14 protein-coding genes are annotated in these 14,428 nt (G+C 47.5%); 2 read left to right on the top strand and 12 right to left on the bottom strand.

What is annotated here, in order from left to right; genetic code table 11:
- Positions 1–3: 3 nt before the first annotated feature.
- The 7 genes from DXC51_RS02725 to yneA all read right to left on the bottom strand — a co-directional run bounded on the left by DXC51_RS02725 (position 4) and on the right by yneA (position 9,410).
- Positions 4–2,478: an ABC transporter permease gene (locus DXC51_RS02725; protein WP_117543632.1), complete on the bottom strand. Its 2,475-nt coding sequence runs from the start codon at positions 2,476–2,478 to the stop codon at positions 4–6.
- A complete protein-coding gene (locus DXC51_RS02720) occupies positions 2,475–3,173 on the bottom strand; it encodes an ABC transporter ATP-binding protein (RefSeq protein ID WP_102290259.1) in 699 nt (232 codons plus the stop codon). Before DXC51_RS02720 ends, DXC51_RS02725 begins: the two co-directional genes overlap by 4 nt.
- Before the next feature lie 144 nt (positions 3,174–3,317).
- Entirely contained in the window at positions 3,318–4,463 is a 1,146-nt protein-coding gene (locus DXC51_RS02715; protein WP_051358460.1) for a sensor histidine kinase, read from the bottom strand.
- Positions 4,433–5,110, bottom strand: coding sequence for a response regulator transcription factor (locus tag DXC51_RS02710; protein ID WP_117543630.1), 678 nt, complete (start codon positions 5,108–5,110; stop codon positions 4,433–4,435). The genes DXC51_RS02715 and DXC51_RS02710 overlap by 31 nt, the downstream gene beginning before the upstream one ends.
- Positions 5,111–5,184: 74 nt before the next feature.
- Positions 5,185–8,037 (bottom strand): histidine kinase dimerization/phospho-acceptor domain-containing protein, encoded by a 2,853-nt coding sequence (locus tag DXC51_RS02705; protein WP_117543628.1) that lies wholly within the window; start codon positions 8,035–8,037, stop codon positions 5,185–5,187.
- Positions 8,012–8,725, bottom strand: coding sequence for a response regulator transcription factor (locus DXC51_RS02700; RefSeq protein WP_025489923.1), 714 nt, complete (start codon positions 8,723–8,725; stop codon positions 8,012–8,014). Before DXC51_RS02700 ends, DXC51_RS02705 begins: the two co-directional genes overlap by 26 nt.
- A gap of 331 nt (positions 8,726–9,056) precedes the next feature.
- Complete coding sequence (gene yneA, locus DXC51_RS02695) at positions 9,057–9,410, bottom strand: cell division suppressor protein YneA (RefSeq protein ID WP_025489924.1); 354 nt, start codon at positions 9,408–9,410, stop codon at positions 9,057–9,059.
- A 222-nt stretch (positions 9,411–9,632) separates the two neighbouring features.
- Between yneA and lexA the strand changes: the two genes are divergently transcribed.
- Positions 9,633–10,253, top strand: coding sequence for a transcriptional repressor LexA (gene lexA, locus DXC51_RS02690; protein ID WP_021639143.1), 621 nt, complete (start codon positions 9,633–9,635; stop codon positions 10,251–10,253).
- Positions 10,254–10,498: 245 nt separating this feature from the next.
- On the opposite strand, the gene DXC51_RS02685 is transcribed toward lexA, so the two are convergent.
- Positions 10,499–10,726, bottom strand: a complete 228-nt coding sequence (locus DXC51_RS02685) for a hypothetical protein (RefSeq protein WP_035323601.1) — start codon at positions 10,724–10,726, stop codon at positions 10,499–10,501.
- 119 nt (positions 10,727–10,845) lie between these two features.
- A complete protein-coding gene (locus tag DXC51_RS02680; protein ID WP_021639140.1) occupies positions 10,846–11,625 on the bottom strand; it encodes a GNAT family N-acetyltransferase in 780 nt (259 codons plus the stop codon).
- 163 nt (positions 11,626–11,788) lie between these two features.
- On the opposite strand from DXC51_RS02680, the gene DXC51_RS02675 reads away from it, so the two are divergent.
- Positions 11,789–12,631, top strand: coding sequence for an AraC family transcriptional regulator (locus DXC51_RS02675; RefSeq protein ID WP_117543626.1), 843 nt, complete (start codon positions 11,789–11,791; stop codon positions 12,629–12,631).
- 96 nt (positions 12,632–12,727) lie between these two features.
- Here the strand turns inward: DXC51_RS02675 and rsfS are convergent, their stop codons facing one another.
- From rsfS to nadD, 3 genes are read right to left on the bottom strand one after another with little or no spacing between them, the layout of a single operon-like run.
- Positions 12,728–13,087 carry a ribosome silencing factor gene (gene rsfS / locus DXC51_RS02670; protein ID WP_117543624.1) on the bottom strand — a complete coding sequence of 120 codons (360 nt, stop codon included), beginning with the start codon at positions 13,085–13,087 and terminating at the stop codon, positions 12,728–12,730.
- A 10-nt stretch (positions 13,088–13,097) separates the two neighbouring features.
- Complete coding sequence (gene yqeK / locus DXC51_RS02665; protein WP_117543622.1) at positions 13,098–13,730, bottom strand: bis(5'-nucleosyl)-tetraphosphatase (symmetrical) YqeK; 633 nt, start codon at positions 13,728–13,730, stop codon at positions 13,098–13,100.
- Positions 13,723–14,415: a nicotinate-nucleotide adenylyltransferase gene (gene nadD / locus DXC51_RS02660; protein WP_117544011.1), complete on the bottom strand. Its 693-nt coding sequence runs from the start codon at positions 14,413–14,415 to the stop codon at positions 13,723–13,725. Before nadD ends, yqeK begins: the two co-directional genes overlap by 8 nt.
- Positions 14,416–14,428 lie beyond the last annotated feature (13 nt).

Raw genomic sequence — 14,428 nt, 5'->3', positions numbered from 1 at the left:
GCATCAGGAAAAACGTATCTTGTTGATCAGGCTCTGCTTCCGGAAGCTGCGCGCCAGAATCCAGGTCATGAGCAGCTGGATTGCCGCTATGGCAATAAAAAGAACCAGCGTCTGCGTATATGGATAATGGTAGCTTACGATACTTAAAAAACCTGAATCCTTTGCTTTAACGTAAAACACATAACCAAACAGGCTCCCAAAGGCTGTGGAAAAAGCGAGGGAGCCAAGCGTATAGAACAGTCCCTCCAACCGGAACAGCCGTGACAGCTGTTTTTCCGACATGCCCAGCGCCTGCATCATTCCCAGCTCACGTCTGCGGACGTAAACACTGTTGGTCATGGTGTTTATCAGGTTCATAATACAGATTCCGCCCAGGATAGAAAGGAACAGATAACATATGGCCGAGGTGAAGCCGGAAAGCTCGGCACGTTCCGCAAGCTCTTCTTCAAAAGTTCTCAGCCTCAGGAACTGGTTTCCCTGAGCCATCTGACGCAGCTGCGCCTCTGCCGCCTTTAACTGCCCGGGTTCCGTCTGGATGGACCAGTGGTACGTCTGATTGTTTACACACAGCTTTTCCAGCACTTCAGAAGGAACCATAAAGGGCGCATAGAAGTTCAGGTAAACCGGCGGTTCTGCAATTGCCGCGACAACGAAGGTCTTCGGAATCTGTCTGCCGCCGTCCTCTATCAGCATGGAAATCCTGCTGCCGATCTGCCATTCCGGCGACCAGTTATAGGCTTTTTTGTTCAGTATTATTTTATCCCCGTCAAGCAGCTCTTCATAGGAAATTTTCCCCTGAATCACCGATTTTTCCATGGCATCCGCCAACTCTTTGGGAACGCCGGAAATAGAGGTAGACCAAAGCTCATCCCCGTCATATACATCCGTAAGCAATACATCGGTACTCAGCTGGCGGATCAGCTTTGTAACCCCGGGAATGCTTCGCACCTGCTCTTCCAGCGCGGCATCCAGCGGATTGTCCTGCTGAATGGATGTCCATTCGAATTCAGGACGCATTTTATCACCGGAAACAGAATAGATGGAAAGCTCAAAATCGTACAAAATCCGGTCATGGGCGATTTCGGAAGGATTGGCGCAGGAAAGGACGGTGGATACCGACAGAAACAAAACCCCTGTCACACTGAGTGCGGCAAGCGTGATCATCGTCCGTTTCCTGTTGCGTGACAGATTGGCCCTGACAAGACGGAAAAGGCTGATATCCGCATAACCTTTGCGCTGCTTTGCTTTTGTCCGACAGCCGGGACCATCATAACGCATGGCTTCCACCGGCGATATTTTAGAGGCAATCCGTACCGGCCTGCGCAGGGAGACGGCTGTTGTGAACAGAGTGACTGCTGCTGCAAAGAAATAAACCCATCCCTGCAGAAGCGGAAGCTCTCTGCTGTTGAACGCCGCCCTGAGCGCTTCTCCCAGCGCATCATTGCTGGAAAAGGTATTCAGGAAAAAGGAAAAGGCGCCATAGGAGGCCCCTGTCCCTGTCAGCAGTCCCACAGGGATGGCCAGAAGCGCAGTCAGCATTCCTTCCCTGAAAACGATGCTGCGCACCTGCTTTGAGGTAGCCCCCAACGCTTTCAGTTTTCCGTATTCCTGTACCTTGTACATGGTAGATACATAGTAAATACTGTAAATCGTAATAATGCCCGCAAGTACAACGATAATAAGAACCACTGCAATAGCGGAATAAAAGGTCGGATCAATATAGTTCGCTAACAGATAAGGGGAATTTTCGGAAATATTGCCTTTGGGAATGGAAAAAGCTTCAGCGATGTTTTCCCCCTTCTGAATAATCGCATCCGTGGTGTAGGACCGTGCATTTGAAAAACGGACCATAACCCTGTACAGCCGTTCTGACGCAGGAAGCAGTTCCCTGACAAACGGCTCTGACACCAGAGCGGAATACAGCCGGTTATCCTCTTCAGCTTCCGGCGTGGGCAAAATACCGCATATGGTAAAGGTATACTCCTGCTCAAAGCCAAGCCCATGGGCTTCTATCGGCTGGACAGGCAGTGTTATCTCATCTCCGATATCCGCTGAACCAGAAATGGAAAAGGCCTGCAGCATGCCCCGGGAAACAGCGATCTCATTTTTTTCAACAGGAAAACTGCCGTTTTCCAAATCTATCCTGCCAAGCTCCCTTCCCGTTTCATCCAGGTATATCAGCCGGCATATGGTATCTTCCTGCCGTATCTGTGCCGTATCCTGCCTCAGCCCCAGCTTCTCAATATCTGCGCTGCGCGCCAGCTCTGCGGCAGTCTGTTCCGGGACATCACGGTACATGATATGATAAGTCGGGTACAGCTGATTGGCCGCATGGAACTGAAACCGGATCACACCGCTTCCCAGGGTGGTAATGGAAAAAATAAGGAATGCGGTGAGCATGATGGCGATCCCGGTGAGAAGGTTCCTCCCTCTGTTCAATTTCAGGTTCGCACAGGCGGTTGCATTGATGGTATTCATTCGCTCACCACCTTCCCGTCTTCTATAATCAGGATGCGATCCGCCATTTGGGCGATAGTTTCATCATGAGTAATGACCACAAGCGTCTGACAGTAATCATTAACACAGGATTTCAGGAGTGCGATTACCTCCAGCTCCGTTTTGGAATCCAGGTTGCCGGTAGGTTCGTCGGCAAGTATGATGGCCGGCCGGGCCGCCAGGGCGCGCGCGATGGCAACCCGCTGCTGCTGTCCGCCGGACAGAGTGTTTGGAAGCGCCCTGAGTTTATCCTGGATACCAATACGTTCCACAATGGAAGAAACAAACTCCTTATCAGCCTTCTTTCCGTCAAGTCCTATGGGCAGAACGATATTTTCCCATACATTCAGGGAAGGAACCAGATTGTAATCCTGGAAAATGAATCCTATTTTCCGCCGGCGGAATCTGGCCAGTTCTTCATCCTTCAGGCAAGAAATATCCTGTCCTTCAATCAAGACCTTCCCGGAATCAGGACGGTCGAGTCCGCCGAGCATATGCAGAAGCGTACTTTTTCCCGAGCCGGAACGCCCTACAATCGCCGTAAATTCTCCCCTCTGCAAATCCAAAGAGGTATGGTCAATGGCCCGGACCAGATTTTCACCGCTTCCATAATATTTTACAAGATCCCTGGTGAGCACGATGGGATAGCGCTGCCCCTCCGGCTGCTGTCCCGCCATCTGCCGGCTGTCCTTGTCTGATTGCAAATGTTTCATAAACAGTCATCCTTTCTGTGTTATCCTTTATCATTCCATCATAGCCCCCGATTCTTACAGAAGGATTGCAAAAAGAATAACAAAATTGTAAGAATGACACGGATTATTCTATTTATCATCTGCTATTCCAAACCGGCGTTTGGGCAGCGTAAGCTGAAAGACGGAGCCCTTTTTCCCTTTCTTAACGCGAATGGTTCCGCCCTGTTCCTCAAGGATTTTCCGGGTCAGGTAAAGTCCTACCCCGCTCCCCTCCTCCTGCCTGACCTGCAAAGAAGCCCCGCGGTAAAAGCGCTGGAATATATGGGAATACTCACTTGCGGGAATGCCGATCCCTTCATCCTCCACCTCTATAAAAATGTAGCTCACCACAGGTATCACCCGTATTTCGATATGGCTGCCGGAAGGAGAATATTTAATCGCATTGTCCAGCAGGTTAATCAGGGCTTCCTGGGTCCATTTGGGATCATGGGGAAGCACGAAGTCCGTAAAGTCGTTCAGTTCTATGGATATCTCTTTCCGGAACGCCTTCATGTAAACTCTGTTTACCGACTGGATGATAGTATCCTTCAGACCGGAATCCACCGGCTGTATACATATCATATGGGCTTCCAGGCGGGAAAGCTGCAAAAAGGTATCCAGCAGGTTCTCAATTTTCAAAATTTCCGCAAAGCCCTGCTTCACGAAGCTTCGCTGCTCCTCCAATGTCAGGCTCTCGGTATCTGCCAGCTCATAGCTCATTTTCAGAGAGGCCAGCGGATTTTTCAGCTGATGGGAAATATCTGTAATCAGAGCCTTGGTCTTTCCTTCCTCTTTACGTAATCTGTCCGTGACAAGCTGATTTTTTTCTTCCTGCGTCCGCATCTTTTGCTTCAGCTCCTGATACTCGTCCTCCAGCCTGCGGCGGCGCACATCACTGCTCCTGAGAGCCAGAAAGCACAGAACGCCGGCAGTACCTGAAAGAACGCAGAACAGGAAAAAATATCTGCCAACCAATAAAGTCGCAGACCTGTTGAAGGCATGATAACCATAACGTTTTTCCAGTTCCCGTCCTGCCTGGTAATAAAAATCCCGGCGGTTTATTTCATCCAGGAATTCTCCGGCCTGCTCCGGCGCCTGGGCGGACATAAACCCAAGAAGCATGCGTTCCCTTTTTTCCAGATTCCAGGCGAGAGAGCCAAAAAGAAGCAGACAGCCCATAGCAAGGGCTGCTGCCGCCGTAAGGCTCAGAATTCTTTTGTTACGGAATTTGTCCATAGATACCCCATCCCCCTGACATTTTGAATGAAATCCCCGCCAAGCTTCCCGCGCAACCTGCTGATATTGACCGGCACGGTATTGTCGTCTACGAATTGACCATCCTGCCCCCAAACTGCATCCAGAAGCTGTTCCTTTGTGAGAATCTGTCTGGGATTTTCCATAAAATACGCCAGCAGCAGCCATTCCTTTTTGCTCAGATCCACAGGGACATCCCCCTGCCATACCTTCATTTCCCGGTAATCAAGACAGATATCGCCGGAACAAAGACGGCAGCCGGCCGGTGTTTCCACACGCTTCATCAGGGCATTTACCTTGGAAAGAAGTATGATCAGGCTGAACGGCTTGGTAATATAATCATCCGCACCAATATCATAACCGCTTACAATATCAATTTCCTGATTCAGCGCGGTGAGGAAAATCAGGTATACGCTGCTGCTTTTTCTTACCTCACGGCCAAAATCCAGTCCGCTGCCGTCCGGAAGAGTGATGTCACTTATGATCAGTGATACCTCATTCTCATGAAACAGCCTGCGTGCCTGGGAAATATGAAAGGCTGGCAGCACACGGTAGCCTTCCTTTTCCAGCCTCAGTGAAATGCCTCTGTTCAGATTTTCATCATCTTCCAAAAGTAAGATTGTTTTCATAAATAGCTTCTCCGATTACTTTCAATACATGCCGAAAACCGCTGCACGTACAGGCGGTGCAGCGGTTTTGGTATTTATTCTTCCTCTGTCTGATTTTTCTTCCGTTCTTTTCTGATCCTTTTTTTAAAGAAGGAACCTTTTGGCTCCGATGCTTCCTGCGGCACAGCTGCAGGCTGGGAGTTCATTCCCTCCTGTGAAAAAGGAGGCCGTGGATTCTGCCAGGCTGTATCAGGCGCAGGCTGCGTTCCCATGCGTCCTCCGCCCGGATAGCTTCCGCCATTGTAAGGCGCAGCGCCATAACCGCTGCCGTTTATTGGCCGGCCGGCGCCATAGCCGGTGCGGGGCATTTCCTGCCCGGCGCCGTAATTTCCTGTGCGGGGCATTCCCTGGGCGCTTCCGTACATTCCGGGATACCCACCGTAAAAGTTCTGCGCGGAGGGGTTATTGTACGTACCTGGCCCGCCATAATAACCCTGGGGATTCTGTACGGGATAAGGCATCTGCTGCCTGGAAAAAGTACTGCCTTCACCGGTAAGCACGTTATTTTGCTCAGGCTTTTCTTCCTGTATGGAAACGGCTTTCTTCTTAAACCGGAGGATTACCTTAAACAGGTCGCCGTCTATGGCAATCTGCATGGAACCTCCCTGCAGCTCGGCAAAACTCTTGGCAATTGCCAGGCCGAGTCCGCTGCCTTCCGTATTTCTGGAATCATCTCCTCTGACAAAACGTTCTGTCAGCTCTTCAGGGGCGACGGACAGCTCCGTTGCAGAAATATTCTTCAGCTCTACCCTCACATAATCGCTTTCATCTTTCAGATTGACATAAACCCTGGTCCCACTAAGGGCGTATTTGATGATATTGCTGTACAGATTGTCAAAGATCCTGTAGGTTTTCTGGCTGTCCAGAGGAAGGATAATCCGTTCCTCTGGCAGGTTGAATTTAAAATCCAGCCCGGCAGCTTCAATACGGTCATCCTGTTCCAGATAAGCCTGCCGTAGCAGGTTGCAGATATCCACGTCCACAATCTGCAGGGTTACGGATTTGCTGCTGGCCTTGCTGATTTCAAACAAATCCTCTATCAGCACCTTCAGCCGGTTGGACTTGCGCTGCAGGATATCCAGATATTCCGTTTTCTTTTCCTCTGTAATATCCGGTTCCCTGAGCAGCTCTATATAGGTAATAATAGCGGTCAGAGGCGTCTTCAGGTCATGGGACACATTGGTGATCAGCTCTGTCTTCATGCGCTGACTCTTTACTTCTTCATCCACTGCGCGTTTGAAGTCCATCTGAATCTGCCGCAGCTGTGATTTATAGCTTTCGAATATACCGAAATCCTCGGAAAGCGCAGTATCCAGATTGCCCTGGGCAATAGAACGGGTAGCACCCAGCAGCTTCCGGTATTTGCTCTGGATATCCTTCACATATCTTTTCAGAATAAAGTAAATGATGACTGAATAAATAACCAGGCCAAATATACCGGCAAACCAGAAGCAGCATATAACAAGAAGGATGGCAAAATTTACAAGGATTACCTTTATAATAATGCTGTTGGCATCCGTCCCGATATCATAGGTCACCAGATCTGTGTAAAAGCTGTGGCACAGACTGCGTATCTTACCAACAATGCGGTTCCAGTATTTACAAATCAGGCTGTGCTCCTTCAGAAAGCCCTTTCGGAAACCGGATAAACTTGAGCCTATCAGGAAGGAAACAATGAAAATGACCGTAAGCATGAGGAATATAACTGTTTTGTCAAGGGGCAGAATGCCCAGCTTGCCGTTGGCCCCGATTCCTGCCCTTACATTGCGCAGAAACAGGTCGTTTTGATATTCATAAATATACTGGATAACCAGGGATGTAGTGGAAAATAAAACCACGGCAGCAGCGGTCAGAAACTCTAACGGAATACGGCTGATGAGCGGCAGCAGCTCCTCTGAGCGAAGGCTTTTCTTCCGACAGAGGAGAAAGCCGGCCAGGGCCATCGCCAATATAAAGGCCAGATAGGCCGGAGCGATACCCGCTTCAAAATAACTGTCCCGCCCCGCAAAATGCATGCTCTGGAAATTTGCCATATAAACATAATAATTGTCAGGCTTCATCAGCTCCGTATACTGCGCCTGTGTCAGGCCATAAATAATTCTCATATCAGCCGGCGAGGATATGCTCAGCCGGAGCGTTGGTGAGGAAGCGGTTTCATAATCATCGCTGTAAAGCGTATACTCGGCAACACGGCCATTCACCTCAGCATCATAATCATAGGAATAAGAATACCCGTTGGGAGTTTCCTTACTCAGCTTCAGAGGGAACTCATGCCCTGCATTCTGGACGCGGCTTAAAAACTGTTTTGCATTATTCCGGCACTTTACATTGACATTGGTGATATTGCCGGCGCTGTCATACTGCAGATTCAGGTAATACATATACTCGGAATTCGCCTGCTTATCGGAAGAATCCTCTCCGCCCACTGCATCAGGCAGGCCGGATCCGCTGTTTGAGATAACAGTTCCGGTATTCAAATCCTCAACATAATAATCCATCATTTCACTGAGGGAACTCAGCATGCTTTCATAGGACGTACACTGGCTGTTAATCGCCTCCCTCTGCAGAGCAAGGAAGGACTGTATGCTGGAATCCATATAGGAATCTGAGGGATTATCTGATGCCGGCATCTCAATATCAAGATAAAGATCCGAGTATTCATATTGCTTTTGATCTGCTTTTTCACGAAGGTATTTATATTGGACCAGATTGATTGAAAACAGGTCGCTTATAAAGTCCTGTTCTGTAAGAGGATCAATATAGCTTTCTTCCGCCTTTTTCTGAAAAAGAGGAAACAGACTCATGAAAAGAATGCTGGCAGCCGCACTGATCGCAATTACCGGCAGCAGAAAAGAGCTTTTTTTATTGCTTTTCCATTTTGTATCCAACGCCCCACACCACCTTTAGATATTTCGGATTTTTAGGATCGATTTCGATTTTCTCCCTGATTTTGCGGATATGGACCATAATAGTATCTGTGTTGATTGCTTTTTCGTTCCAGATACGTTCATATATTTCATCTGCACTGAATACCCGTCCCGGATTTTTTATGAGAAGAAGCAATATCTTGAATTCGATAGGCGTAAGCTTCACAGGATTGCCGTCTACAAAAACTTCCACTGTTTCCTCGTTAACCTCAATGCCGCCCAGACAATGATATGTATCATTTTCCGGCTCTGCGGCTTTGTTTACGGCGTCCAGATAACGGCTGTAGCGGCGCAGATGGGAATTTACCCTGGCCAGCAGCTCCATGGTAGTAAACGGTTTTGTCACGTAATCATCAGCGCCCATATTCAGCCCCATGATTTTATCAACCTCTTCAGATTTGGCTGAAAGCATGATAACAGGGAAATCATATCCCTTATCTCTTACCTTCATCATCATGGTAATGCCGTCCATTCGGGGCATCATAATATCTACAATAGCAAGATGAATCTCTTCCCGTCTAATAATTTCCAGGCCTTCCACTCCATCTCCGGCCTGAAATACCACATAGCCCTGATTCCTAAGATATATTTCAATTCCTTCTCGGATATCCCGGTCGTCCTCAACTACCAATATACGGTTTGCTTCCAATTTTAACATCCTCCCTCTGCTGTCAGCAATTTTTGCAGCTATCCGGCCGCATTTTTAAAATATTATAGCATACTTTCCTCCTTTTTTCCTCTAAATTACAAAATCGTAAGAGGTAAACAGTGGTAAAGCAGTTACAGGGCAGCCGCAGGCTAAGCTGTAACGTAAAGTACATCCGGGGAAAAGGCACAATCAGGTTTATAAACAGAATAGACCAGAAAACTGAAAAATCCATACAGAAAAAACCAAAGAATTTCTAAAGAAACTCTTTGGTTTTACGGAAATCAGGCAGTGTAAAAGCTCTTATATATCAAACTGGCAAGCTCTGTGGCAGTTACTTGAATTCTGCCGAATAGTACGGGATGATCAGGTAGTCTCCTGCGTTAATATTCTCATCCAGGAGATGGTTCGTCCGGATTACTTCCCTGATAAACGCTTCCCTGGATTCAAAATTCCCATCCGCATAGGTGTCGGCAAGTGTCCAGAGCGAATCTCCCGATTCAATACGGATGCTGGTAAAATATTTATAATAAACGGTCTCCCCGGGAGCCTGTGCCCTGGATATGAAGCTGCCGCCGGCAATAGCAAGAACAAGTATAATGGCGGCAGATACGACAAAAAGAAGGATATGCCGTCTGAGCTCCTGTTCTCTTCTGATTCTGTTAAGACGAATTCTTTCCTCAATCATGATCTGCCCCTCCTGACCTGTCCGAACAGGTGCAACGAACACACGTTCTTTATGCTTTGTATTATATCGAACATAGATTCGATTGTCAATACCCGGGGACAAAAAATCGAACAGTCATTCGGAATATATGTTTGCTTTTTAATTTTCCCTATGATATACTAAAAAAAACGGCACCGGCAGGATACTACCGGTGTCTGTCAGGAATTTAAAGGAGGATGAAATATGGCACAGGGCAAAATTACTGCAAAGCAGAAAGAAATCCTGGACTACATAAAAGAACAGATACTGGAAAGGGGATATCCGCCGGCAGTAAGGGAAATCTGTGAGGCGGTTCACCTGAAATCCACCTCTTCCGTGCACTCCCACCTGGAGACGCTGGAGAAGAACGGATACATCAGAAGAGATCCCACCAAGCCCCGTGCGATTGAGATTTGTGACGACAGCTTCCAGATGGTCAGGACCGAGCTGGTGAGCCTGCCTGTGGTCGGCAATGTAGCAGCCGGGCAGCCCATACTTGCGGAAGAGAATATTGAAAGCTACTTTCCAATCCCCGCAGAGTATATACCGACCGGAGAACCCTCATTTATCTTAAAGGTACGCGGGGATTCCATGGTCAACGCGGGAATCAATAACGGCGATCAGATATTCGTACAGAGCTGTGCTACGGCTAGGAACGGCGATATGGTGGTTGCCCTGATTGACGATTCCGCAACGGTCAAGACCTTTTACAGGGAAAAAGGCCATATCCGCCTGCAGCCGGAGAATGACAACATGGCTCCCATTATTGTAAATGACTGTAAGATCCTCGGTAAGGTGTTCGGTGTGTTCCGTATCTACCATTAATCGTTTCCGCAGGTCAGAGAAGCTCAGCCATAATAAATAAACACTAATTTTTCCAGACATAAAAGCGCCCGCTTACGGAAAGTCCCATTTCTGTAAGCGGGCGCTTTATATTGTACTGTCTTATAAAATTACTATAATTTTTTGTAGAGACCAAACCTGGTTTGTGCTGAACATGTCCGTATCGGCAGCAAAACAAGTTATTGACCCAGTCGGTCATTCATCAAAAATGCAAATCCAGAAGCCAGTTAACGAAACATAAAGGTTATTTCACAGCCGTCCGCTACTCTTCTGCAGATATTTACCGTCCTGTCCATAATCAGGCTGAAGCTGTTTTCCTCAGCCTCCACATCCAGTTCCTTTAAATCCTCAGAAATACTGACCGAACGGACGCCTTCCAGACCGTCCATTTCACGAAGAATTTTTTCAGCCTTGCCTGTATCCGTCAAATGGGTCAGATGATAGCTTCTTAACATAAAGAGTCTCTTCCTTTCCGGTTTTATCTGAAGTATTACCGGAAATTGGAAGTTTAAACAGATGCCGGCCCGGAATTGGTGCATAAAATAAAACGGGATATAAAAAGGCACCGCCCAGTTTATCTGATGCGGTACCAGTAAGTATAGACTTCTTCAAAACCAATGCTTTGATACAATCTGACAGCAGGCCTGTTGGCAGCGGACACCTGAAGGAATGCGGTATCGGCTCCCTCTCTGCGGCCTTCCTCCATTATGGCGCGGCAAATGCGGGCGCCGATTCCTTTCTGGCGGAAATCATTGTGTACCCGGATGTCATATAAGCCTATTTTGCCATCCTCCACAACCCCCAGGCCGCAGCCGATAATTCTGTCATTTTCATATAAAGCGGCACAGTATACAGGATTTCTGATTGCTGTGAGCATGGCCCTTGCGGATTCCGGGCAGATGCAGTCACCGCCGTCTAGAGAAAGAAATGCCTCCAGCCAACTGTCGTCCATTGTACGGGTCAGCCGGATTTGGGTGCCGGAAGCCGCTGATGCGCCTGCGGCATCTCCCTGTGCGTTTTTGAGGCTTTCACCTTCATTGGTCAGGCGGCATTCCATGATATAGGTTTTGTCCTGCTGCTCATATTCCCTCATTGCCAGCTGCTGATCCAGAGCGGCCGGTACGTTGGCCGTCATTTTAAATACACAGGGAAGCCCCTTTTCCCTGAATTTATTTTCACAATACTCTATTTTATCCTCATATGCTTTTGTAGAAAGATAAAGCGGACTGACACAGTTCCCCTCATGGGCCGTCCCGCCGGAAAACCGGAGAATCCAGCCATCGTAAACCTCAGTATGCAAAACAGGAAACGCGTTAAGCGCAAGCTCTTCATAACGCAGTGCTGCAAAGTTCATAGTGTAAGCCTCCTCTACTATCTTCTATTTTACCCGGCATTTTCCATACAAAAAACAGAACAGGTGCTTTCAATCTTGCAAATTGTGCTTTATAATAGGGAATAAGAAAAGTTTATGCTAGAGTATGTTTGAAAATTGTTCCAGTGTTGTCAGGAGAGTGAAGATGGAAAATTATGAAAAGACGGGGTATCTTAAGAATGATTTCAGGATTTTTCATTTGAAGGATGCCAGAAAAATGGATATTGCCTATCATTATCATGACTTTGACAAGATTGTTTTGTTCCTGAGCGGGGACGTGACGTATTCAATTGAGGGGCGGCGGTACGAGCTGAGGCCTTATGATGTTATTCTGGTAAATGCCGGAGAGATCCACAGACCGGTGATTCACAGCGATATGCCTTATGAGAGGATTATTATTTATGTGTCTTCCGGGTTTATGCGGGAGTACAGAGATGAGAATTATGATTTGAGCCGGTGTTTTCAGGAAGCGAGGGAAAAACACGGGAATGTTCTGCGTATAGATAATCTGGAAAAAAGCAGCCTGTTTGCGGTGTGCAGGGAGCTGGAGCGTTCTTTCTCCAGCCAGGAATATGCCAATGGGCTTTATCAGAAGGTGCTTTTTCTGGAGTTTATGATATGGCTGAACCGGGCGCTGATTAACAATCATGCGAATTATCTTGAAAATGAAGTGTCAAACGAAAAGATTGCGGCTATTGTGGATTATATCAATGCTCATTTGAAGGATGAAATTACTGTGGATGGCCTGGCAGAGCATTTTTTTGTCAGCAGGTCTTATCTGATGCATCTGTTCAAAGCGGAAACCGGATATTCCATCGGTTCCTACATCAGTGAAAAGCGTCTGTTGCTGGCGAAAACACAGATTCAGAACGGAATGAGCGTTACGGAAGCATGCTATGCATGCGGTTTTAAGGATTATTCCACTTTTTCCAGGGCGTTTAAGAAAAAGTTCCAGACCACGCCAAAGCATTCTGGTAAGATTATCTGAACAGCTCTGTGAAATTATGAATCTTAAGGAATCCATGAATCGCCGCAATCATTTCGCAGACAGGTAATTTGCCGGGCTTTCGCCAACTACCGGGGATTAATTGAAATCTTCCCGTGCAATTCTTTTTCCGTCTCTCCAGATTCTTTCAAGATCGTAGAAAAGACGGTTTTCACGGTCGAAAATGTGGACGATAATATCGCCGTAATCCATGAGTATCCAGTTGGCGGTGTCATAGCCTTCAATTTGTTTCGGGCTGTAGCCGGCACGGCCCAGCTTTTCTTCCACGCTGTCTGTAAGGGCCTGGATTTGGCTGCGGTTGCTGCCGCTGGCAATCAGAAAATAATCTGCGAGAACGGAGACTTCGCTGATGTCAATAATGCTGATGTCTTCCGCTTTCTTATCTTCCAGGGCTGTAATAGCCAGTCTGGTCATTTCCTTGGAACGTGTATCTGTCATAAAAGTACCTTTACCTTTCCGTATTTTGTTCTCTCAGTGATTTATAGTAATCATAGGTCTGACGGGTTGCTTCATCTATTTCCATCTTGGATGCGGTCAAATAATCAAGCGTATCCCCGAGTATCCGGAACAGACAGTCGTCCAAATCCGTGAAGGCAAGCCTGCGTACCTCCGGCAGTCCAGGAGCCTGGCTGCGGCCAGGTTCGATATAATCCGCAATGTAAATAATTTTATCCATAACGGTCATATCAGGGCGGCCTGTTGTATGGTAGGTGATGGCATCCAGGATTTCCCGATCGGAAATGCCGTATTTCTTCTGTGCAAGATAGCTTCCCACCTTTGCATGGAGGAGGAAAGGATTCTTCTCCTCAGCGGCATTGATTGGAATATTGTTTTTCCGGCAGATGTCCACTCTCTTCTCATTTGTCAGATTTTTGGCGCAGTCATGAAGGAGTCCAGCCGTCTGCGCTTTATGCACGCTCTGTCCGTAACGCATGGCCAGGGCGGCCGCTGTATAGGCGACGCCCAGCGTGTGCTCATATCTTTTTTCTTCCAGGGCCTTACTCATGGCTTTTCGTAAAGCAATGATTTCCTGATTTTCTTTGGGACGCTTTGCATCGGAATGTTTTGCTTCTTTATTCATGTCTGTTCTCCTGCGAAGCCGGGACTGTTAAATCCCGGTAAAGATTATTTTTTTCAATAAATTCCCGGACGCTTTCATGGACAAGATAGCGGATGGAACGTTCCTCACGGACCCGTCTGCGGATATCTGAGGAGGAAATATCTATATTCCCAATAGGTACCAGATGGATCTCGGCCTTAAATTTATCCTTCAGCTGCCCGGCCTTTTCCAGAAGCTCCTTTATATCACGGCCCTCACGCACCGCCGCAAGAATAACGGCCTTCTGAAAAATAATTTCAGGATCCTTCCAGCTTTCCATCTGGAACAGGCTGTCGGCTCCCAAAATAAAATAATAATCAGTTTCAGGATTCTCTTCCCCCAGCTGTTCCAGCGTCTGACAGGTATAGGTATAGCCGCCCCGGTCAATTTCCATGGAGGACAGGGAAAAATGCGGATTATCCGCAATGGACAGCCGCGTCATATGCAGCCTTGTGGCGCCGTCCAGAATTTCCGTCTGATCCTTCATATAAGAACAGCCGCTGGGAATAAAAAGAATTTCATCCAGTGAAAACATGGAGTAGGCATTTTCTGCCAGGAGCAGATGCCCCATATGCACGGGATTGAAGGTTCCTCCCATAATGCCCACTCTTCTGTGCCTTTTTTCTCCTTCTAAGGAGTGTGACTCCTGATCTTTGCCTGTATTCATGAGGGATTCCTCC

It is taken from the genome of Eisenbergiella massiliensis, from assembly GCF_003435485.1.
Note: the sequence above shows the minus strand (reverse complement) of the source record. Positions and strands in the feature narration are given on the sequence as shown.

Excerpts from the sequence above, each read along its gene's own strand:
- DXC51_RS02725 (WP_117543632.1), bottom strand. The coding sequence starts at position 2,478 with ATGAATACCATCAATGCAACCGCCTGTGCGAACCTGAAATTGAACAGA.
- DXC51_RS02720 (WP_102290259.1), bottom strand. The coding sequence starts at position 3,173 with ATGGCGGGACAGCAGCCGGAGGGGCAGCGCTATCCCATCGTGCTCACC.
- DXC51_RS02715 (WP_051358460.1), bottom strand. The coding sequence starts at position 4,463 with ATGGACAAATTCCGTAACAAAAGAATTCTGAGCCTTACGGCGGCAGCA.
- DXC51_RS02710 (WP_117543630.1), bottom strand. The coding sequence starts at position 5,110 with ATGAAAACAATCTTACTTTTGGAAGATGATGAAAATCTGAACAGAGGC.
- yneA (WP_025489924.1), bottom strand. The coding sequence starts at position 9,410 with ATGATTGAGGAAAGAATTCGTCTTAACAGAATCAGAAGAGAACAGGAG.
- lexA (WP_021639143.1), top strand. The coding sequence starts at position 9,633 with ATGGCACAGGGCAAAATTACTGCAAAGCAGAAAGAAATCCTGGACTAC.
- DXC51_RS02685 (WP_035323601.1), bottom strand. The coding sequence starts at position 10,726 with ATGTTAAGAAGCTATCATCTGACCCATTTGACGGATACAGGCAAGGCT.
- DXC51_RS02680 (WP_021639140.1), bottom strand. The coding sequence starts at position 11,625 with ATGAACTTTGCAGCACTGCGTTATGAAGAGCTTGCGCTTAACGCGTTT.
- DXC51_RS02675 (WP_117543626.1), top strand. The coding sequence starts at position 11,789 with ATGGAAAATTATGAAAAGACGGGGTATCTTAAGAATGATTTCAGGATT.
- rsfS (WP_117543624.1), bottom strand. The coding sequence starts at position 13,087 with ATGACAGATACACGTTCCAAGGAAATGACCAGACTGGCTATTACAGCC.
- yqeK (WP_117543622.1), bottom strand. The coding sequence starts at position 13,730 with ATGAATAAAGAAGCAAAACATTCCGATGCAAAGCGTCCCAAAGAAAAT.
- nadD (WP_117544011.1), bottom strand. The coding sequence starts at position 14,415 with ATGAATACAGGCAAAGATCAGGAGTCACACTCCTTAGAAGGAGAAAAA.